The sequence below is a fragment of the Corynebacterium sp. AOP36-E1-14 genome (assembly GCF_052377495.1).
Lineage (GTDB): Bacteria > Actinomycetota > Actinomycetes > Mycobacteriales > Mycobacteriaceae > Corynebacterium.
Map to the genome: position 1 here is coordinate 74,100 of NZ_JBQSWV010000001.1, position 19,136 is coordinate 93,235.

Consider the following 19,136-nt stretch of genomic DNA (forward strand, 5'->3'; position numbering starts at 1 on the left):
CCTCGGTCGCGCCGTCGGCGGCGCCGTCGCCGGCCTCGCCGGACTGGCCGGACTGGCCGGGCTGGCCGGGCTGGGCGTCCAGGGCGTCCGGCACCGTCTCGCCGACCTGAGCGTCCAGGGCGCTCTCGGCGTCCTGCGGGTTCCGGGCGCTGTCCCGTGACTTACGTGCCATGGGTCCGGTGTCCTACTCCCCGGTCTTGTAACCGACCCCGCGGACGGTCTGGATGATCGTCGGGTTGTCCGGGTCCTTCTCCACCTTCGAGCGCAACCGCTGGATGTGCACGTTGACCAGGCGGGTGTCGTTGGACTTGCGGTAGCCCCACACCCGCTCCAGCAGCTCCTCGCGGGCGAAGACCTGGCGCGGCCGGGAGGCCAGGGTGGTCAGCAGCTCGAACTCGATCGGGGTCAACGAGATCGGCTTACCGCGACGGATCACCTGGTGGCCGCCGAAGTCGATGGTGAGGTCGGCGACCTTCACCGACTCCGGGACCTCCTCCGGGGTGCGGCGCAACCGCGCGCGCACCCGGGCGACCAGCTCCTTGGGCTTGAACGGCTTGGGGACGTAGTCGTCCGCGCCGGTCTCCAGGCCCAGGACGACGTCCACCGTGTCGGTCTTCGCGGTGAGCATCACGATCGGCACCGCCGAGAACTCCCGCACCGCGCGGCACACGTCGATGCCGCTCATGCCCGGGAGCATGAGGTCGAGCAGGATGAGGTCGGGGTGCTCGTTCTCCGCGGCCTCCACGGCCTGCGGCCCGTCCCCGACGACGACCGTGTCGAAACCCTCGCCCTGCAGGACGATGGTCAGCATCTCCGAGATTGCGGGGTCGTCGTCGACGACGAGAACTTTCTCTGCCATGGGGATCAGTCTGTCACAAACCATCCTGGTTGGTAGCAGGTCCTCCCCCCTCAACGCGCTCCTAGCCGTCGGTGGAGGGGTCCTCGACGAGACCGTCCACCAGGTCACTGACGGCCTGCTGCAGGTCCGCGGGGTCGCCGGAGTTGTCCAGCGTCCACCAGGGCGAGCGCCACTGCGCCGCCGCCAGCGCGCGGTAGGCCGCCAGCGTGCGCGACTGCAGGTCACCGTCGCGTTCATAGGCGTCGGCGGCACGGTCGGCGTCCTGCTCGGCACGCCCGGCGACACGCCCGGAGGCCACCTCGTCGGGCACGTCGACCAGGATCTGCACGTCCGGCACCGGCGCACCCAGCCCGTCGAACTCCAGCTCGTCGACCCAGGCCACGACCTCACTGTCCACGACGTCGGCCTCCACCACCCCCAGGCGGGCGGCGGAGTAGGCAGCGTTGGACGCCACGTAACGGTCCAGCAGCACCACATAGCCCTCGTCGTCGAAGTCCGCGAGCTCCCCGGCGACCTCCGCCCGGTCGAGGGCGAACAGCGTCGCCATGCCGTGGACGGAGTCGACGAGGTCACCCATGCCGCCGTGCAGGGCGGCGGACGCCAGCTGCGCGTGGACGGACTGCTCGTAGCGGGGGAAGGCCAGCTTCGCCACCGGGATCTCCCGGGAGAGCAGCTCAGCCTCCAGGGCGGTGACGCAGGTGTTCTTACCTGCGCCGTCGATGCCCTCGAACGCGATGATCACGGTGGCGGTCCCCTCTAGTAGCGGTAGTGCTCGGGCTTGAACGGACCCTCGACGTCCACGCCGATGTACTCGGCCTGCTCCTTGGTCAGCTTCGTGAGCTGACCGCCGAGGGCCTCGACGTGGATGCGGGCGACCTTCTCGTCCAGGATCTTCGGCAGACGGTAGACCTCGTTGTCGTAGCGGTCGCCGTCGACGAACAGCTCGATCTGGGCGATGGTCTGGTCGGCGAAGGAGTTCGACATCACGAAGCTCGGGTGGCCGGTGGCGTTGCCCAGGTTGAGCAGGCGTCCCTCGGAGAGCACCACGATGCTGACGACCTCTGCGTCGGCGGCGTCGGTACGCGGGAAGGTGAACTCGTCCACCTGGGGCTTGATGGTGGTGCGGCTGACGTCCGTACGGTGCAGCAGCGAGGCCATGTCGATCTCGTTGTCGAAGTGGCCGATGTTGCCGAGCAGGGCGTGGTTCTTCATCTTGCGCATCTGCTCGAAGGTGATGATGCCCAGGTTGCCGGTGGAGGTGATGACGATGTCGGCCTCGCCGATCGCGTCGTCCACGGTGACCACCGGGAAGCCGTCCATCAGTGCCTGCAGGGCGTTGATCGGGTCGGCCTCGGTGACCTTCACCCGGGCACCCTGGCCCTTGAACGCCTCGGCGACGCCCTTGCCCACGTCACCGTAGCCGCAGACGAGCACGGCCTTGCCGCCGACGAGCATGTCGGTGGCACGGTTGATGCCGTCCAGCAGGCTGTGGCGGGTGCCGTAGCGGTTGTCGAACTTGGACTTGGTGACCGCGTCGTTGACGTTCATCGCCGGGAACGGCAGGGTGCCCTGCTCGGCGAAGTGGTAGAGACGGTGCACACCGGTGGTGGTCTCCTCGGTGACGCCCTTGACGGACTTCGCGGCCTCGCTCCAGCGGGAGTCGTCCTCGCCGAAGACGCGGGCGAGCATGCCCAGGAAGGCCTGGTACTCGTCGGAGTCCTCGTCGGTGGGCTCCGGCACGATGCCGTTGCCCTCGAACTCGCTGCCGGTGATGACGGCCATGGTGGCGTCGCCACCGTCGTCGAGGATCATGTTGGGGCGCACGTCGCCCCAGGAGAAGATCTGCTCCAGGCACCACCAGTACTCGTCGAGGGTCTCACCCTTCCACGCGAACACCGGGACGCCCTGCGGGTCCTCCGGGGTGCCGGCGCCGACGACCACGGCGGCGGCCGCCTCGTCCTGCGTGGAGAAGATGTTGCAAGACGCCCACCGGACCTCGGCGCCGAGGGCGGTGAGAGTCTCGATGAGCACGGCGGTCTGCACCGTCATGTGGATCGAGCCGGCGATGCGGGCGCCCGCCAGGGGCTGCTCCTCGCCGTACTCGCGACGCAGCTCCATCAGGCCGGGCATCTCGTACTCGGCGAGGCGGATCTGGTGACGACCCGCCTCCGCGAGGGAGAGGTCCCGGACCTTGAACTGGAGCGGGGTGCCGTTGGCGCCGGTGCCGTCGTGGGTGTCGACGGTCGGTGCGACGAAGTCTGCCATGGGGTGATTGCTCCTCGAAACGTCAGGAATGTACTGGGGTGTACTGGATGGTGGAAGTTGCCGGGCTACCTCCGGTCAACCCTATCCCCCGCAGGCCGTGCCCGGCGCACGGAGGGGTCTGCTGGCCCGGTCGCCGGCCCGGTGTCAGCTGAGTGCTTCGACGACGGTCTCCAGACCGTCCGGCGCCTCATCGCCCGCGGACTCCAGTTCGCGGTCCAGCACCTCGAGGGCGACCTCCTGGAGGTCGTCCGGGCACTGCCCGATGCCCTCACGGATGAAAGGGTGCTCGTCGGCGACGGTGGCCGAGGTAAACGGCGCCCCCGACCAGATGGCGGCCACGGTCGCCGCGCACAGTCCGTTGATGTAGTCGGGGTCCACCCCCCGGCCGGCGGCTCCGCCGGCGTCCGTGTCCAGCGCGAGGGCACAGGCGTCCCTCAGACCCTCGGCAAGCGCCTCCCCCTCCAGGTCGTCGCAGTCAGCGAGGAACTCGGTGTTCGTGTCGTCGGCGAAGACGGTCTCGTCCCAGGTGCTCATGTCTCATTTCCCTCTCGTGGTCGTGTCCTGCCACCGAGCGTAGTCGGCGGCGTCCGGTCGCGACAGACGGACCACCCGCCTCCCCGCGCGGTCGGCGCGGGCGGTGCCCGTGGGTCCGATTTCACGGGCGCTCGGCCGAAAAATCACGATTTCGTCTCGACGTCACGATCCAGGAAAAGCGGCGAACGACCGGCGATTCTCGCGGAGACGCCCATCAAAACCCCACGACAAACACAGGTTCCCGTGAAGTTAGGTAACGTTCGGGTCTTTCATGGCGTTAGATACGGATGATAGGGTTACGGCAGATTGTGATCTAACCGTGACATTCCAGTGCCACGCCATCACGCCACGGACGACGACCCCGGACGGAAGGAGGGACACCGTGGACTACGAGCTCGAACCCGAACGACAGGACGAGGAAGCCTCGGCCACCGACGGCGGGACCACCGAACACCACGAGTCTCTGCTGCGTGACGAAGCCGCGCGGGCCTCGCGCGCCAACCGCATCCTGGGATCCTTCGTCGTCGCCGGCCTGGCCGCCGCCGCGATCCTCGCCGTCGTCACCTGGCAGAACGTGTCCCCGGGTCACGACGACGACCGCGCCGCCGTCGAGGAGGCCGCCGCCGGCGACAACCTGTCGTCGTCCACCTCCCCCTCCGCCCCGACCACGGGGAACTCCGGCACGTCGGAGACCGACCTGCCGGACTACGGGCGCGGCGAGGACGACCCCGCCGGTGACTCACGCGCCGACCTCGCCACCCCGCTGACCGCGGACCGGTACGCACCGCCGAACGCCTGGAGCGGCGACGAGTTCGTGACGCCCCGCGCCACCCCGGACGACGGCGGTACCGACGACTCCGGCGACAGCGGCAACTCCGGAGACGCCGGGGGAACTGACGACCTGGACGACTCCGGGGACACCGGCGACAACGCAGGTGAGGAGACGCCCACGGACGACGGCGGTGTCTCGCAGCTGCCCTCGCTGACCGACCTCCTGCCGTCGCTCAGCAACCTGCCGGACATCCCCGGGGAGACCGACGGGTCCACCACCGGCGAGCCCTCCGAGTCCACCGACACCGGCGAGCCCTCGGAGTCCACTGAAACTCCCGCACCGTCAGAGCCGTCAGAGCCGTCTGAGCCTTCGGGGACGACCGCGCCAGACAACTCCGGGGAGAGCTCCGTCTCCCCCACGAACGAGGGCGCCGGCGACGACAACGACGACGAGGAGACCGGGGACACCACCGGTGGCGACACCGACCAGTCCGACTCGGTCACCGACACCACCGGCCCCACCCCCTAAGACAAACGCCGAGAAAACAGCGCGGCCCGGCCCTTCGAGGACCGGGCCGCGCTGCGTATGTCTGCGGTGTCAGCCGACCGAAGCCACGAAGAACTGGCCGGAGTCACCGGAGGCCACCGGCCGCGCCGTGACATCCGACGACGAGGCCGGCACCCACGCCGCCTGACCAGCAGCGAGCACCACTCCCCGCCCGTCGGCGCCACCGACCTCCACCGAGCCCTCGGTGGCCAGGACGATCGACGGCCCCTGAACGTCCACCGTGGAACCGTCCACCGCCCGCAGGCGGAACTCCGGCACCGGCACGATGAACGTCCCGTCCTCCCGGGGGCGCTGCACCGGGTCCGGGGTCGCGGAGAAGTCCACGACCTTCATCAGCTCCGGCACGTCCACGTGCTTGGTGGTCAGCCCACCGCGAAGCACGTTGTTGGAGTTCGCCATGACCTCCACGCCGGTGCCCTTCAGGTAGGCGTGCAGGTTGCCGGCTGCCAGGAACAACGCCTGCCCCGGTTCCAGGACCACATGGTTGAGCAGCAACGACACGAGGATGCCCGCGTCGCCCGGGTGCTGCTCCGACAGGTCCAGGGCGGCCTGCGCCGGGCCCGCCATCCACGCCTCGGCCGTCCCCTCGTCGACGGCGGCGATGAGTCGACGGCAGGCGTCGAGCACCGCGTCGATCAGCTCCAGCCGCCGCTGCGGCGGCAACGAGATCCACGTGGTCACCAGGGCGCGCAGCCCCTCCGCGTCGCCAGCGACGCCGCTGAGCAGGTCGGTGTAGCGGTCCAGCTCGGGCACGCCCAGGGCGGCCAGCAGCGCGCGGGTGCGCTCCACCGGACGGAAACCGGCGAGCGCCTCGAAGCGGGTCAGGCCGACGAGCAGCTCGGGCTTGTGGTTGTCGTCCTTGTAGTTGCGGCTCGGCGAACCGAGCGGCAGGCCAGCCTCGTTCTCCCGGGCGTAGCCTTCCCGTGCCTGGTCCAGCGTGGGGTGCGCCTGCAGGCTCAGCGCCTGGTCGGCTGCGAGCAACTTGAGCAGGAACGGCAGGCGTCCGCCCGTCGCGCTGTCCCCCAGCTCAGAGTCGGGGTCTGCGGAGATGCGCTGCAGCAGGTCGGCGCTCTCCCCCGGACGCGCACCCGGGAGCGCGCTGGGCGCCTCGGGGTGGGCGCCGTACCAGAGCTCCGCCTCCGGGTGCGGGCTCGGGGACGGCCGTCCCGTGAGCTCGGCGAGCGCGGTCCTCGAACCCCAGGCGTAGTTACGCAGGCTGCCCTCCATCAGGGCGACGCCGGACGTGGACGTGCCGTCGAGGACCTGCTTCGGGGACGTCTCAGGCACGGATCACCGCCAGTGCCTTGTCCACGATCTCCTGGACACGGCCGGTGGTGGCCGCCTCGACGTTGAGCCGCAGCAGCGGTTCGGTGTTCGAGGCACGGATGTTGAACCAGGACCCGTCGGCCAGCTCCACGGTGACGCCGTCGAGGTCGTCGGTGGAGGACGTCTCGTCGGCGAAGGCCTCCACGACGGCGGCGGTGCGCCCGTCCTGGTCGGCGACCTCGGAGTTGATCTCGCCGGACGCCTCGTAGCGGCCGTAGGCCTTCTTCAGCTCGGAGAGCGGACGGTCCTGGCCGCCCAGAGTGGCCAGCACGTGGAGCGCGGCCAGCATGCCGGAGTCGGCGTTGAAGAACTCGGAGAAGTAGTAGTGGGCGGAGTGCTCGCCGCCGAAGACGGCGTTCTCCTCCGCCATCTGCGCCTTGATGAAGGAGTGCCCCACCCGGGTGCGCACCGGGGTGCCGCCGTGCTCGCGGACGATCTCCGGCACCGCCTTCGAGGTGATGAGGTTGTGGATGATCGTGGCACCGGGGTGGTCGGCGAGGTAACGCTCGGCGATGATGCCGCAGATCGCCGACGGGGAGACCGCGTCGCCCCGCTCGTCGACGATGAAGCAGCGGTCGGCGTCGCCGTCGAAGGCCACACCCAGGTCCGCGCCCTGCTCCACGGTGAACTTCTGCAGGTCCACGATGTTCTCCGGGGCCAGCGGGTTGGCCTCGTGGTTCGGGAAGTTGCCGTCGAGCTCGAAGTAGAGGTCCTTGACGGTCACCGGCACCCCGGAGTCCTCGCCGAGGACGGCGGGGACGGTGAGCCCGCCCATGCCGTTGCCGGCGTCCACCGCCACGGTGAGCGGGCGGATGTCCAGCGGCACGAGGTCGTGGAGGAAGGCGGCGTAGTCGGCCAGCACGTCCTTCGTCGTCCCGGCGCCCGCCGCGCCGTCGTAGGACGGGACGCCGGCGACGAGCATGTCGGTGATCTCACCGAGGCCGGTCTTCTGGCCGACTGGGCGTGCGCCGGAACGGCACAGCTTGATGCCGTTGTAGCGCGCGGGGTTGTGGGAGGCGGTGAACATCGCCCCGGGGCAGTCCATGCTGCCGGAGGCGTAGTACAACTCGTCGGTGGAGGTCAGTCCGAGGGAGACGGTGTCGAGCCCCTGGCCCCGGACCCCCTCGGCGAAGGCCTCGGAGAGCTCTGGTGAGCTGTCGCGCATGTCGTGGCCGATGACGACCGTCGCGGCACCCTCCCCCCGCATGAGCAGGCCGAAAGCGGCCCCCGTGTCGCGCACGAGGTCTGCGTCGATACCGTCGCCCACGACGCCACGCACGTCGTACGCCTTGATGACGGAGGCGATGGCCTCCCGGTCTCGCTGTGTCATGTCAACTCTCCTGGTGTTCTTCTCGGATCATTCGCCGTCGTAGCGCACTGCGCGCAGATGACGCTGGGGGGCTCGTCCCGGCAGGTTCCGCCGTGAGGGGTGATGGCCGGACGGTTGCGGGATGTCGGTGCGGCGCACGACCCGGGACACCGGGTGCCGCTGTGCCGACGTGAGCTTGTCGATGGCGCTCTCGACCGGGTAGCCGTTGTCGCTCCCGGACTCGAGTGCCGCGGCGAGGGCCTGCATCTCCTCGTCGGTGAAGTCCTCGTCGGTGATGTCGTCGGCGATGTCGGGGACACCGCCGGCGTACGAGGCCGCCTGCACAGGTTCCTCCGGGAACAGATCCTCCGTGCGCTGCAGCCCCCACCCTTCGGGGACGGTCAGTCTGGAGAGATGACGGTCGCACAGATCCCAGCTGTGCGGATCGTCCCCGGGCTCCAGGGGGTTGACGGTCGCCGTGCGGGCGGCATAGTTGTAGCGCAGGGTGGCGATCGCACGGGACCCGCAGCCGGGCCTGGAACACTGTCGGTAGTCAGTCACGGAGACCATCCTAGTCCCGGAGACCACCGTCGCGCCGGACGAGCCGACCCCGCCTGTCGGACCCGGGGACGCGCCGCGGTCAGGTCTAGGATCGTGGACATGACGCGTCCCTCCACACCCCGGTCCCCCTCCCCGGACCGTTCCGCGCCCCGGGCCCTGGCCAGGGACACCCGCGGGCACGGCCTGCGGGGCGTGCTGATGCCGCGGCTGCCGCGCTACGCCACCCGCGCGGAGCTCTTCGACACCGCGGTGCTGGACGCCTACGCGCCGGTGCTCGAGCAGTTCGGTGACCGGCTGAACGGGCTGGACGTTGCGATCGACCTGGTGCCCCGCATGCGCCTGGAGTCCGCCACCGCCCACTGGTCGGACGAGGTCGCCGCCGACGGTCAGGTGCCCCTGGGCCGGCTGGTCCCCGCCGGCGTGGACGAGACCGGGTCCCCCACCCGTCCCCGACTGATCATCTTCCGGCGGCCCATCGAGCAGCGCTCGGCCGACCGGCTGGAGACCGAGGACTGGCTGCGGTTCGTGATCGCCCGCCTGGTCTCGACCTACCTCAACGTCGAACCCGAGGTCATCGACCCCGGGTTCAGCTGGGAATGAGCGGCAGGGTCGGACTCAGCCGAGCCGCTTCTTGAGACGGCGGCGTTCGCGCTCGGACAGCCCACCCCAGATACCGAAACGCTCGTCGTGCTCGAGTGCGTACTCGAGGCACTCGTCGCGCACGCCGCAGGCCCGGCAGATGCGCTTGGCCTCGCGGGTGGAGCCGCCCTTCTCGGGGAAGAACGCCTCGGGGTCGGTCTGGGCGCAGAGAGCCTGCTCCTGCCAGTCCTGCTCCACCGCGTCGAAGAGGAGGTCGAAGTCCTCCGTCAGATCCGAGAACGCGCTGGGCGTGAAGTCGTCGATTCCGCCGCGGAGCAGGTCGGGGAGTTCCCCTGACGCCCCAGTACCGCCTGCGCGGCTGGAACGGACCTCGTCGCCGTCCACGGCTGCGGACCCCTCTGAGAAGGGACCACGAAAGGCGTCCGCCGGGTTGTCCACCGTTGTCTCCTCACTGAAATCCGCCGTGCCGGTCTTCCACCGGCCTCTTCCTACAGGAAAGATTACACACGGGTAATTCCATAGCGTCAACCTTTCGCTGACGCCGGTAGATCCCATCCGTCACATGAGTCACACGCGTAACGGTATGCGGGCCCCGGAGCGCATTCACAGCGTCCTGACAGACACGACATGGGGAGAATCAGGCGAGGTTAACCACTACATATAGACGTCAGGGGCCGGAATCCGGCCCCTGAGACACAAGATATCGAAATATTTTCGTTCAGCCCGAGCCTGCCCCGTACGGGGGTCAGACGTCGCTGGAGTAACGCAGGCCACCGTCCGGCAGCACGACCCCGGGCCACACCCGGGCACCGCCCTGAAGTTCACAGCGCGCACCGACGACGGCGCCCTCGCCGACCACGGTGTCGCGCAGGTGGGCACGGGCGCCGATCCGGGCGCCGGCGGCGACCACGCAGCGCTCCACCGTCGCGCCCGCCTCGATCTCCACACCGTCGAAGACCACCGAGGTGTCCACGCGGGCACCCGCGCCGATCTCCGCACCGCGGCCGATGACCGTGCCGCCGAGGAGCAGCGCCCCGCCGGCGACGGCGGCGGACTCGTCGACGAGCGCCTCGCCGTTGCGTCCCGCCAGCAGCGGTGACGGGGCGATCCCGCGCACCAGGTCCGAGGACCCGCGCACGAAATCGTCCGGCGTCCCGAGGTCACGCCAGTACGCCTGGTCCACGTGACCGTAGAGGCGACGCCCCTTCACCAGCAGGTCGGGGAAGACGTCACGCTCCACGGAGACCACACGGCCCTCCGGGATGGACTCGATGACGTCGCGCTGGAAGACGTAGCAGCCGGCGTTGATCTGGTCCGTGGGCGGATCCTCCGCCTTCTCCAGGAACGCCTCCACCCGGCCGTCCTCCGCGGTGGGGACGCAGCCGAAGGCGCGCGGGTCGGCGACCCGCAGCAGGTGCAGGCTCACGTCCGCGTCATTGTCCACGTGGGTGCGCAGGACCGCGTTGAGGTCCGTGCCGCCCAGGATGTCGCCGTTGAAGATCATGGCCCGGTCGTGCCGCAGCTTCGACAGCACGTTACGGATGCCGCCGCCGGTGCCGAGGGGAGAGTCCTCGACAACGTACTCGATCTCCAGGCCCATCTCGGAGCCGTCACCGAAGTGCTCCTCGAAGACCTCGGCCTTGAAGGAGGTGCCGAGCACGACGTGGGTCATGCCCGCCTCACGGATCCGGCCGAGCAGGTGCTGCAGGAACGGGTAGCCCGCCACCGGCAGCATCGGCTTCGGGATGGAGTTGGTCAGGGGCCGCAGACGCGTTCCCTTGCCGCCGACGAGGATGACCGCGTCGGTGTTGGCGGCGAGGTCGGAGTTGACGTCCGCAGCGGTCTCAGGGGTCGTGTCAGGGGTCGAGGGTGAGGGATTGTCTCGTTCGTCACTGTTCACCCTTGGGAGGTTATCCGATCGAACGCAGTTCCGCCGTCAACGGCGCGCCCGCTTCGCCAGTGCGACCGCCACGGCCCCCCTGAGCCTCAACCCCGCCCACAGCGCCGCGCGCACCGGCGCCTGCCACCACGCCGACAACCGGTCCGCCTGGAAGCGGTAGGCGCTGTCGTGGTGCGCCGGCAGGGTGATCTCCGGGTGCTTGCCCGCCGAGTGCCCCTTGGCATGGGTGATCTCCGCGGACGGGGTGAACACGTTCTCCCAGCCCGCCCGGGTCAGGCGGTCGCCCAGGTCCACGTCCTCCATGTACATGAAGTAACGCTCGTCGAAGCCGCCCACGGCGTCGAAGGCCTCCCACCGCAGCAGCTGGCACGACCCCGACAGCCAGCCGGACGTACGCTCCCGGTTCATCACCGCGTCCGCCAGGTAGCGGCGGGTGAACGGGTTGCCCTTCCACACCGGTGCCAGCAGCGCGTGGCCGATGCCCGCGCCCAGGGTCGGCACCGAGCGTGCCGAGGGGTACACCGTGCCGTCGACCTCACGGATCAACGGGCCCACCGCCCCGGCACGCGGGTGCCGGCGGGCGGCCTCGACCATGCGGTCGATCGCACCCTCGTCGAAGACCACGTCCGGGTTGGAGATCACCAGGAACTCCCCGTCGATCTCACCGGCCTCCCGGCGCGCCCGCAACGCCTCCACCCCGGCGTTCATCCCGGCGCCGTAGCCGATGTTGCCGCCGGTACGCAGCAGCTCCACGCCCTCGCGGGCGGTCGCCGCCTCAGGGGCCCCGTCGGTCGAGCCGTTGTCGGCCATGACCACGACCGCGCCCTGTCCGGACGCGGCGGGCACGGAGTCCAGGAATCGGGTGAGGTACTCCCCCGGCGAGTAGGTGACGGTGATGACGGCGATCGGTTTCACGGGAGTTCACCCTAGTCGATAACCGGCCCCGAGACCCCGTCGCAACGCATCGCGCCAGTCCGGTGGCGTGCGCCCGGTGCGCGTGGACCATGCCTCCAGGTCCAGGACGGACCACGGGGGACGCGCCGCCGGCGTGGGCCACTCCTGGGTGGTGCACGGGCTCACCCTCGCGGGGTCGTGGCCGGTGCAGCGGAAGACCTCGCGGGCCAGCCCGCACCAGGACACCGGCTCGCCGGAGTTCGTGAGGTTGAGGATCTCGGGCGCGGGGCCGGCGCCTACCTGCTCCCCTGCCAGGGCCCACAGCTCCGCGGCCAGGTCCGCGGCGAACGTCGGACGTCCCACCTGGTCGTCGACGACCTTCGGGTCCACGCCGTTGTCGGCCAGGGTGGCCATCACCGAGACGAAGTCTCGTCCGGGGGCCTCGGGTCCCGACCAGACCCACGAGGTGCGCACCACGGTGCCGCCGGCCTCGAGCACCGCCAGCTCGCCCTCTCGTTTCGTCCGGCCGTACTCGTTGGCCGGCCACATCGGGTCGTCCGGACGCCAGCCTCGTCCTCCCTCGGGCGCGGTGCCGGAGAAGACGTAGTCGGTGGAGACGTGGATGAACCCGACCCCGGCGTCGCGCGCCACCCGGGCGAGTTCGCCGGGGGCGACGGCGTTGACCGCCTCCACGGTGGCGCGGTTCGCGTCGTCCTCCGCGCCGTCCACGTCCGTCCAGGCGGCCGTGTTGATGATCACGTGCGGCGCGTCCCCGTGGGGCGCGCCACCGGCCAGCAGGGCCCCGGCCGTCCCGCGGAAGGCCTCGGTCCCCGCGGTCGAGAGGTCCAGGTCCGCGCGGGACAGACCCACGCCCCCGAGCGCCACGAGACACCGTCCGACCTGGCCCTGTGCACCGGTCACCCATACCGTCACTGTGCGTGAACCTCCTGCGTGCCGGGCGCGGACACCGATGTGCCTGCGGCGTGACCCGGTACTACGATCGGGCACCGACTCTACGCTGGCCGGCCCCTGACCGGCCGCTCGCGCGGGCGCGTGTTCGCGACGTGATCCGGGCAACCACCGTGGTAACTAGTAGAGTCCCCCCTATCTTGTGTACATATCGACGAACCCCGCCGAAAGGTCTGGAATGAGCGACGCTGACAGGTCTCCGCGCAACGACCGTGGAGACGCCCCCCGTCACGGCGGTCGGCACCACCGCCGCGACGAGGTGGCCCCACGGGCCGAGAGGCCCCGTCAGACCGGACAGTCCAGCCAGACCGGGCCGGACGGCCAGCCGCGGCGGGCCCGTCACAGCCGGCCCTCCAACGGCAGGCAGACCGAGGGCACCAATGCAGGACGCTCCTCGCGCACCGTCGCCGGTGCCGCCACCGGCACGGCCGTGGCCGGGCACCGCCAGCTCGGTTCGACACCGGTCAAGGTGGTTCTCGCCCTGCTGTCGGCGATCATGCTCGTCGGCGGAGGCTTCGCCCACGCCTTGTTCGGCAACCTCAACTCCGACATCAGCCAGGCCGGCGGCCTTGACCTCGGCGACCAGGCCGACGGTGCCACAGACATCCTGCTGGTCGGCATCGACTCGCGCACCAACGCCCGCGGCGAGCCCCTGACCCAGGAGCAGATCGACACGCTCCGCGCAGGTGAGGAAGAAACGACCAGTACAGACACGATCATCCTGATCCGCGTGCCCAACGACGGTTCCTCGGCGACGGCCGTGTCCCTCCCCCGCGACACCTACGTCGACGGCGGCTCCGAACTGGGCAACCAGAAGATCAACGCGATCTACGGTCAGACGAAGTTCTACAAGGAGGAGGAGCTCCAGGAGAAGGCTGTCAACTCCGGCGAGACCCCCGACGAGCAGGAGATCGAGAACGAGTCCTCGCAGGCCGGCCGCGAGGCACTCATCAGCACGGTCGCGGACGTCACCGGGATCACCGTCGACCACTACGCCGAGGTCGGTCTGATGGGCTTCGTGAGCCTCACCAACGCCGTCGGCGGGGTCGACGTCTGCCTCAACAACGCCGTCGACGAGCCGCTCTCCGGCGCGAAGTTCCCCGCCGGCGAACAGACGCTGAGCGGGCCGGACGCCCTGAGTTTCGTCCGCCAGCGCCACGACCTCCCCCGCGGCGACCTGGACCGCATCACCCGCCAGCAGGTCTACATGGCGAGCCTGGCCAACAAGGTGCTGAGCACCTCCACGCTGACCAACCCGTCCGCCCTGAGCAAGCTGCGTAAGGCCATCGAGGACTCCGTGGTCCTGGACGAGGGGTGGGACGTGATGGGCCTCGCCACCCAGATGCAGAACCTGACCGGCGGCAACGTGACCTTCCAGACCATCCCGGTGACCAGCATCGACGGCACCAGCGACGACGGGCAGTCGGTGGTGACCATCGACAAGAACCAGGTCCACAGCTTCTTCGACGACCTGCTCGGTGACGACTCCGACAGCGACTCCGAGGATTCCGACGACTCCGACTCCGAGGACTCCGCCAGCGACATCGAGGACTACGAGCCCTCCGAGTCCACCGTCTCGGTCTACAACGCCAGCGGTGTCAGCGGGCTCGCCGCCCGCGTGGGCGACCTGGTCTCCGGCGCCGGCTACGGCATGGGCGAGGTCGGCAATGCCGACGAGACCGGCATCTCCGAGAGCCAGGTCAACGTCGCCGACGAGAACGACCCTGCGGCACGGGGCCTGGCCGACCAGCTCGGCGGGCTGACCGTGGTCGAGGACTCCAGCCTGGAGCCCGGTGAGATCAGGGTGACCCTGGCCGGCACCTACGACGGCCCCGGCACCTCCGAGACCGGTGTCGACGAGCCGCTGCCCGCCGTGGGCGAGTCCGGCTCCTCGGGCGGCTCGGGCAGCTCCGACAACGTGGGCACGCCCGGCGAGGACGCCACCGGTGGCGACGTGCTCGGCGAGAACGAGAGCGCCGAGGGCAGCGATTCCGGTGACTCCGGGACCGTCGGCAACACCGGCACCCCGGAGCAGTCGGACGCCACCAGCGACCGTGGCGCGATCGACGCCGGCGGCGACGGCCCGATGTGCATCAACTGATCCGCCGCCGGCGTCAGTAGCGCCGCGTCCGCACGGTCGGGGCGCAGGACGCCACGGCGTGGGGGATCGCCTCGGCGATACGGCTCGCCGACGTCGGGGCGTGCCCCGCCGGGGTCCGGGCCGACAACTCGGCGGCCACGGCATGCAGCACCACCGCCTGGGGTGCCGGGAAAGCAGCCTTCCACCGGGGACGACGCCCGTCACCGTCGTCCGGCAACGAGGGACGTCCCTGCGCTGCCTTCGCTTCGTCACCGAACATCGCCTCTCTCTCCGCGGCCAGGGCCCCGAGGATCCCGGAGAGCACGTCCCCGGAACCCGGGGTCGCCCCCCAGGACGATCCGGCGTCGATGCAGGACACCGCCCTGCCGTCCGTGACCAGCGTGCGCCGGCCCTTGAGCAGCACCGCGCAGTTCAGCGCATCCGACAGCGCCACGACCGCGCCGATGCGGTCCTCGTCGGGGTCGGGGACCTCGGGGAACACCTCGGCCAGCCGGCGGAACTCTCCGGCGTGCGGGGTCAGCAGCGTGGCCGCCGGGGCCTCGTCGCGCAGGGCCCGCCCCTGCAGCGCGGTGCGCAGGTCCCCACGTCCGGCGAGCAGGGTGATCGCGTCGGCGTCGAGCACCAACGGTTCCGGGCGGCCGAGCAGTTCGGCTAGCTCACCGGCGGCGTCCTCCCCGGTGCCCCTTCCTGGTCCCGCCACCCAGGCCTGCACGCGGCCGGTGCGCGCCACGCCCGGCGACCACACGACCTCGGGGCAGGCCCGGACGACCTCCGCTGCGGCTGTCTGCGCTGCTTCTCCCCCGCCCAGCCCCACGTAACGCACCATCGAGCTGGTCGTGCGTACCGCCGCCGTCGTGGTGAGCACGCCCGCCCCCGGGTACACCGCCGAGCCGGCGCACACTCCGACCACCCCGCCGGAGTACTTGTCGTCGTCGGGGCCGGGCTCGTGCGCACCGTCGGCATGGGCGCGTCCGATCCCGTTAAGCAGCAGGGTTCCGGAGACGTCGTACTCCTCGTCCATGGGGCGTTCGCACCCCGGGGTCACCGCGCGCACGGTGGTCACCGACAGTCTGGCCCTGTCCCGCACGGTCCCGGACAACCCCGCGGAGATCGTCCGCTCCGGATCCAGGCCCGCGTCGGCGAGCAGCACCTGCCCGCAGTAGGCGCTCACCGCGTGCGCCCGGCGCAGCCCACCGAAGGTGACGGTCACGTCGGCGATGACGTGCGCCGGCACCCGGGTCCGCGTCAGCACCGTCAGTCCCGGCATGTTCCACTCCTCGGCACGGGGGTCCGGCGGGTCCTCCACGTCGACCATCGCCGGGGTGGCGCCGGTGTCCGCGGCGATCCCGGAGGGCACGTCCACGGCGAGAACGGGCACGAACCAGGCCGTGGCGTAGGCGAACAGCACCGCCGGCCCCTGCGACAGACCGCCGTCCCCGCCGATGCCGAGCACCCCGTCGACGACCAGCCGGTGGTGCGAGGGACGGCGCCACACACTGTCCACCTCGACCACGGTGCCGCCGGCGGCGAGAAAGGCGTCCAACGCGGGTCGGTGCACCCGCCCGTCGCGTCCGAACAGGACGGCGTCCACCGACCATCCCTCGGCCGCCAGCTCCGCGGCGGCGTACAGGGCGTCGCCGCCGTTGCCGCCGCCACCGGCGGCGACCAGGACCCGGTCGTCGGCGCTGAGCCGGTTGTCGCGGGCGAGCATCACCCGCGCGGCCTGCGCCACGGCCGACGCCGCCGAGCGCATCAGCGCGTCCGGCCCGTCCTGCGCCTCCAGGAGCGGACGCTCCGCGGCGCGGACCTCCCCGACGGTGAACACCTCACCCTGCAGACTGCCCGGGACCTCGTAGTTTCTCGGCGACGCTTCCTGCTGACTCATACCCACACGCTACGGCCCGGTAATGTCTCTTCGCATGGACACCACCGCCGTACCCTCCCCCGCCAAAGTGGAACCTGCCGTGCGCACGCCCTGGCGGACGTGGGTCTCGGTGACCCTGGTCGGGTACGCCGGGGTCATCCTGGCGCTCACCACGCTGAAGTCCTTCTACACCATCGGGCTGCTGTGGAAGCCGGAGAACCAGCGGGTCCGCCAGCTGCGTCTCGTGCCCTTCGGCATCATCGAGGACTCCTCGACCACCTTCGGCTGGGTCTTCGACATCCTCGGCAACCTCGCCCTGTTCGTGCCGCTGGGCATGATGCTGATGGTCCTGTCCTGCCGGTGGAGGTGGACGGTGGGCATCGCCGCCCTGTTCAGCCTGGGCATCGAGGTCTCGCAGTACGTGTTCTCCCTGGGACGCTCGGACGTGACCGACCTGATCTGCAACACCGCCGGTGCCGCCCTCGGCGCCTGGATCGCCTGCTGGTTCGCCTCGCGTCCGGTGTGGTCGAAGAGGTGGCAGACCGTACTCACCGCGGCCGTGGGGCTGGCGGTGCTGGTCTTCGTGGTGCTGGTGATCCTGGGCCCGGCGCTCGGCGACCCGGACAAGGTCGTCGGGTGACCGGACGCTACCGCTAGTGTGGTCGCCATGGATCTGCTGTCCCCCTTCCTCGCGACCGACCCCGCCTCCCCCCGCCTGACGACCTACACGGACGCCGGGCGCATGGAACTCTCCGCCGCCACCCTGGCCAACTGGGCCGCCAAGGGCGGCAACCTCATGGCTGGTGAGCTGGGGCTGGGCCCCGGTGACGTGGTCGTGGTGGACGCACCGGCGGACTGGATGCCCGCCGCCATCGTCGTCGGCTGCTGGCGGGCCGGGGTCGCGGTGTGCTCACCGGACGCGCCCGCCGCGGCATCGGCGGCCGCGGTGGTGACCACGGACCCGGATGCGCATCCCGACACAGACGCCGAGATCCTCCAGCTCTCCACCGACCCCTTCGGACGCGGCGTTGCCGAGGCCGGCGGGGACGTCGACTTCGGGGTCACGGACCTCTCCCCGGAGCTGCGGGTGCAGGGCGACCGCTACGCCGGTCCGGAGACCGGCGGTCGAGACGGCGCAGAGACCGTGCTGCTGCACGCCTCGGACGGTTCGGAGGTGACCGGGGCGCAGCTTCGTGAGCGCGCCGCGCAGCGCTTCGAGGCCGGCACCCGGGCGGTCACCGGCGCGTGGGCGGACACAGACGGCCTGGTCGACACCCTGCTCCCCCTGTTCGTCGGCGGCTCCGTGGTGGCCTCCACCGACGACGCCGCCGAGCGGCTGCGTCACCTCGCCGAAACCGAGCGCGGCACCGTCACTCCGCGGTGATGACGCGGGTGACCAGGTCGCGTGCCTGGTCGAGCGCCTCGTCCTGGTCGCCCAGGAGGAACCCCTGGACCATGTAGGGGGCCATGTACTCGCCGGTCTCCAGGGCGAAGTGCAGGGTGAGGTTCAGTTGGTCGCCCTCCCCGGCGCCTTCGCCCTCCGCCGGCTCCGGGGTGCGCACGATGGTGTAGACCAGCAGGTCACCGGACGGGGTCTCCCCGGCGTCGACGTCGACGAGTTCGGCGTCCGCCTCCTCCAGCGCCGGGCGGATCCCCGAGATCACGTCGTCGCGGTCGACCGGCATCATCTGCCCGTCGAGCGGGGCGAGGGTCACCGCGGCGAAGCTCGACGCCGTGCGGTACCCGAAGGCCACCGTGCCCGGCGCGTCCTCCGGCACGGTGTCCAGTCCCTGCCAGTGCTCCGGAAGGGTCAGTGTGCGGCCGGTGTCCCCGATGCTGATCTCCATGGGGCACACGCTACCGGACGTCGGTGCGCGCGTTGCGCCACAGTCCGAGACCGGTCATGACAACGACCCAGCCCACGAGGATCACGTAGCAGCCGACGGTGCTCACCCCCAGATCGTAGGGGTCGGCGCCGTAGGCCAGCTGTCCCTGACGCAGTCCCGGGGCCAGGGCGGCGACCGGACGCAGCCACTCGTAGTATGCCGTGCCCATGGCGATCATGCCCTCGATGACCATCAGCCAGACGATCGGCAGCGCGACCGCACCGACCTGGCTGCGGATCACCGCGGCCAGACCCACGGACACGGCGGCGAAGACGACGCTGCCCAGCAGGCTCGCACCGAACTGCGCGACGCCGGTGCCGAGCTCCGCGGTCCCGCCGAACACGAGCCCCGCCACCAGGGCCAGCGCCGTACCCACCAGGTAGGTCACGGCGGTGAACACCATCGTGACGACCACCTTCGCCAGGATCCAGAGGGAGCGGTCGGACTGGGTGAGGAACGCCTGGGCGTGCATGTTGTTGCGGATGTCGCCGGCGGTGGTCGCGGCGGCGAAGATGATCGCCACGATCTGGAAGATCATCGCGCCGGCGGAGAGCAACGCCCAGTCCACGACCTGGTCGGGGGCGTCGGCGAAGATCATGAACAGGGCGACCGGGGCGGACAGCGAGCCGACCATCAGGATCGTGTAGACCACCGACGAGCGCATGCTCAGGACCTTGGTGGTCTCCGAGCGCAGGGCGTTGAGCAATGAGGTTGGTGTTGGCATGTCTG

19 protein-coding genes are annotated in these 19,136 nt (G+C 70.6%); 5 read left to right on the plus strand and 14 right to left on the minus strand.

The features are described from left to right. Positions 1-184: 184 nt before the first annotated feature. The 4 genes from mtrA to ACT3TD_RS00320 all read right to left on the minus strand — a co-directional run bounded on the left by mtrA (position 185) and on the right by ACT3TD_RS00320 (position 3,658). A complete protein-coding gene (gene mtrA / locus ACT3TD_RS00305; protein WP_444614731.1) occupies positions 185-859 on the minus strand; it encodes an MtrAB system response regulator MtrA in 675 nt (224 codons plus the stop codon). 61 nt (positions 860-920) lie between these two features. Beyond that, complete coding sequence (locus tag ACT3TD_RS00310; protein ID WP_441578762.1) at positions 921-1,601, minus strand: dTMP kinase; 681 nt, start codon at positions 1,599-1,601, stop codon at positions 921-923. A gap of 14 nt (positions 1,602-1,615) precedes the next feature. Beyond that, the gene (gene ahcY / locus ACT3TD_RS00315; RefSeq protein WP_441578763.1) at positions 1,616-3,124 is read right to left on the minus strand and encodes an adenosylhomocysteinase; all 1,509 of its coding nucleotides are present in this window, start codon (positions 3,122-3,124) and stop codon (positions 1,616-1,618) included. A 144-nt stretch (positions 3,125-3,268) separates the two neighbouring features. Then, positions 3,269-3,658 carry a DUF4259 domain-containing protein gene (locus ACT3TD_RS00320; RefSeq protein ID WP_301444231.1) on the minus strand — a complete coding sequence of 130 codons (390 nt, stop codon included), beginning with the start codon at positions 3,656-3,658 and terminating at the stop codon, positions 3,269-3,271. Positions 3,659-4,040: 382 nt separating this feature from the next. Between ACT3TD_RS00320 and ACT3TD_RS00325 the strand changes: the two genes are divergently transcribed. Then, on the plus strand, positions 4,041-4,958 hold the full coding sequence (locus tag ACT3TD_RS00325) for a hypothetical protein (RefSeq protein WP_441578764.1): 918 nt from the start codon (positions 4,041-4,043) through the stop codon (positions 4,956-4,958). 69 nt (positions 4,959-5,027) lie between these two features. Here the strand turns inward: ACT3TD_RS00325 and manA are convergent, their stop codons facing one another. The 3 genes from manA to ACT3TD_RS00340 are packed head-to-tail and all read right to left on the minus strand — an operon-like array spanning position 5,028 to position 8,202. Beyond that, positions 5,028-6,224 (minus strand): mannose-6-phosphate isomerase, class I, encoded by a 1,197-nt coding sequence (gene manA / locus ACT3TD_RS00330; RefSeq protein WP_441578787.1) that lies wholly within the window; start codon positions 6,222-6,224, stop codon positions 5,028-5,030. Between the two features lie 52 nt (positions 6,225-6,276). Next, complete coding sequence (locus ACT3TD_RS00335; protein ID WP_441578765.1) at positions 6,277-7,653, minus strand: phosphomannomutase/phosphoglucomutase; 1,377 nt, start codon at positions 7,651-7,653, stop codon at positions 6,277-6,279. Positions 7,654-7,680: 27 nt separating this feature from the next. Continuing rightward, positions 7,681-8,202, minus strand: a complete 522-nt coding sequence (locus ACT3TD_RS00340) for a DUF3499 family protein (RefSeq protein ID WP_441578766.1) — start codon at positions 8,200-8,202, stop codon at positions 7,681-7,683. 90 nt (positions 8,203-8,292) lie between these two features. Here ACT3TD_RS00340 and ACT3TD_RS00345 point away from each other — a divergent pair, with 90 nt between their 5' ends. After that, positions 8,293-8,793, plus strand: a complete 501-nt coding sequence (locus ACT3TD_RS00345; RefSeq protein WP_441578767.1) for a metallopeptidase family protein — start codon at positions 8,293-8,295, stop codon at positions 8,791-8,793. A gap of 15 nt (positions 8,794-8,808) precedes the next feature. Here ACT3TD_RS00345 and ACT3TD_RS00350 read toward each other — a convergent pair whose 3' ends face one another. The 4 genes from ACT3TD_RS00350 to ACT3TD_RS00365 all read right to left on the minus strand — a co-directional run bounded on the left by ACT3TD_RS00350 (position 8,809) and on the right by ACT3TD_RS00365 (position 12,508). After that, the gene (locus tag ACT3TD_RS00350) at positions 8,809-9,111 is read right to left on the minus strand and encodes a WhiB family transcriptional regulator (RefSeq protein WP_301443796.1); all 303 of its coding nucleotides are present in this window, start codon (positions 9,109-9,111) and stop codon (positions 8,809-8,811) included. A 427-nt stretch (positions 9,112-9,538) separates the two neighbouring features. Continuing rightward, positions 9,539-10,588, minus strand: a complete 1,050-nt coding sequence (locus tag ACT3TD_RS00355) for an NDP-sugar synthase (RefSeq protein WP_301443797.1) — start codon at positions 10,586-10,588, stop codon at positions 9,539-9,541. Positions 10,589-10,729: 141 nt separating this feature from the next. Continuing rightward, positions 10,730-11,608, minus strand: coding sequence for a glycosyltransferase family 2 protein (locus ACT3TD_RS00360; protein ID WP_301443793.1), 879 nt, complete (start codon positions 11,606-11,608; stop codon positions 10,730-10,732). A gap of 6 nt (positions 11,609-11,614) precedes the next feature. Beyond that, positions 11,615-12,508 carry an SDR family oxidoreductase gene (locus ACT3TD_RS00365; protein WP_444614733.1) on the minus strand — a complete coding sequence of 298 codons (894 nt, stop codon included), beginning with the start codon at positions 12,506-12,508 and terminating at the stop codon, positions 11,615-11,617. Positions 12,509-12,734: 226 nt separating this feature from the next. Between ACT3TD_RS00365 and ACT3TD_RS00370 the strand changes: the two genes are divergently transcribed. Then, positions 12,735-14,657, plus strand: coding sequence for an LCP family protein (locus tag ACT3TD_RS00370; RefSeq protein ID WP_444614734.1), 1,923 nt, complete (start codon positions 12,735-12,737; stop codon positions 14,655-14,657). Between the two features lie 13 nt (positions 14,658-14,670). Here ACT3TD_RS00370 and ACT3TD_RS00375 read toward each other — a convergent pair whose 3' ends face one another. After that, positions 14,671-16,542 (minus strand): bifunctional ADP-dependent NAD(P)H-hydrate dehydratase/NAD(P)H-hydrate epimerase, encoded by a 1,872-nt coding sequence (locus ACT3TD_RS00375; protein WP_444614735.1) that lies wholly within the window; start codon positions 16,540-16,542, stop codon positions 14,671-14,673. 34 nt (positions 16,543-16,576) lie between these two features. Here ACT3TD_RS00375 and ACT3TD_RS00380 point away from each other — a divergent pair, with 34 nt between their 5' ends. Both ACT3TD_RS00380 and ACT3TD_RS00385 read left to right on the plus strand, forming a co-directional pair. After that, complete coding sequence (locus ACT3TD_RS00380) at positions 16,577-17,161, plus strand: VanZ family protein (RefSeq protein WP_301444286.1); 585 nt, start codon at positions 16,577-16,579, stop codon at positions 17,159-17,161. 27 nt (positions 17,162-17,188) lie between these two features. Continuing rightward, complete coding sequence (locus tag ACT3TD_RS00385) at positions 17,189-17,905, plus strand: TIGR03089 family protein (RefSeq protein WP_441578772.1); 717 nt, start codon at positions 17,189-17,191, stop codon at positions 17,903-17,905. Here ACT3TD_RS00385 and ACT3TD_RS00390 read toward each other — a convergent pair. Together ACT3TD_RS00390 and ACT3TD_RS00395 are read right to left on the minus strand one after the other, a co-directional pair. Next, on the minus strand, positions 17,892-18,368 hold the full coding sequence (locus ACT3TD_RS00390) for a hypothetical protein (protein ID WP_301442588.1): 477 nt from the start codon (positions 18,366-18,368) through the stop codon (positions 17,892-17,894). The genes ACT3TD_RS00385 and ACT3TD_RS00390 overlap by 14 nt on opposite strands. Before the next feature lie 10 nt (positions 18,369-18,378). Next, complete coding sequence (locus ACT3TD_RS00395; protein WP_444614737.1) at positions 18,379-19,131, minus strand: ABC transporter permease; 753 nt, start codon at positions 19,129-19,131, stop codon at positions 18,379-18,381. Positions 19,132-19,136 lie beyond the last annotated feature (5 nt).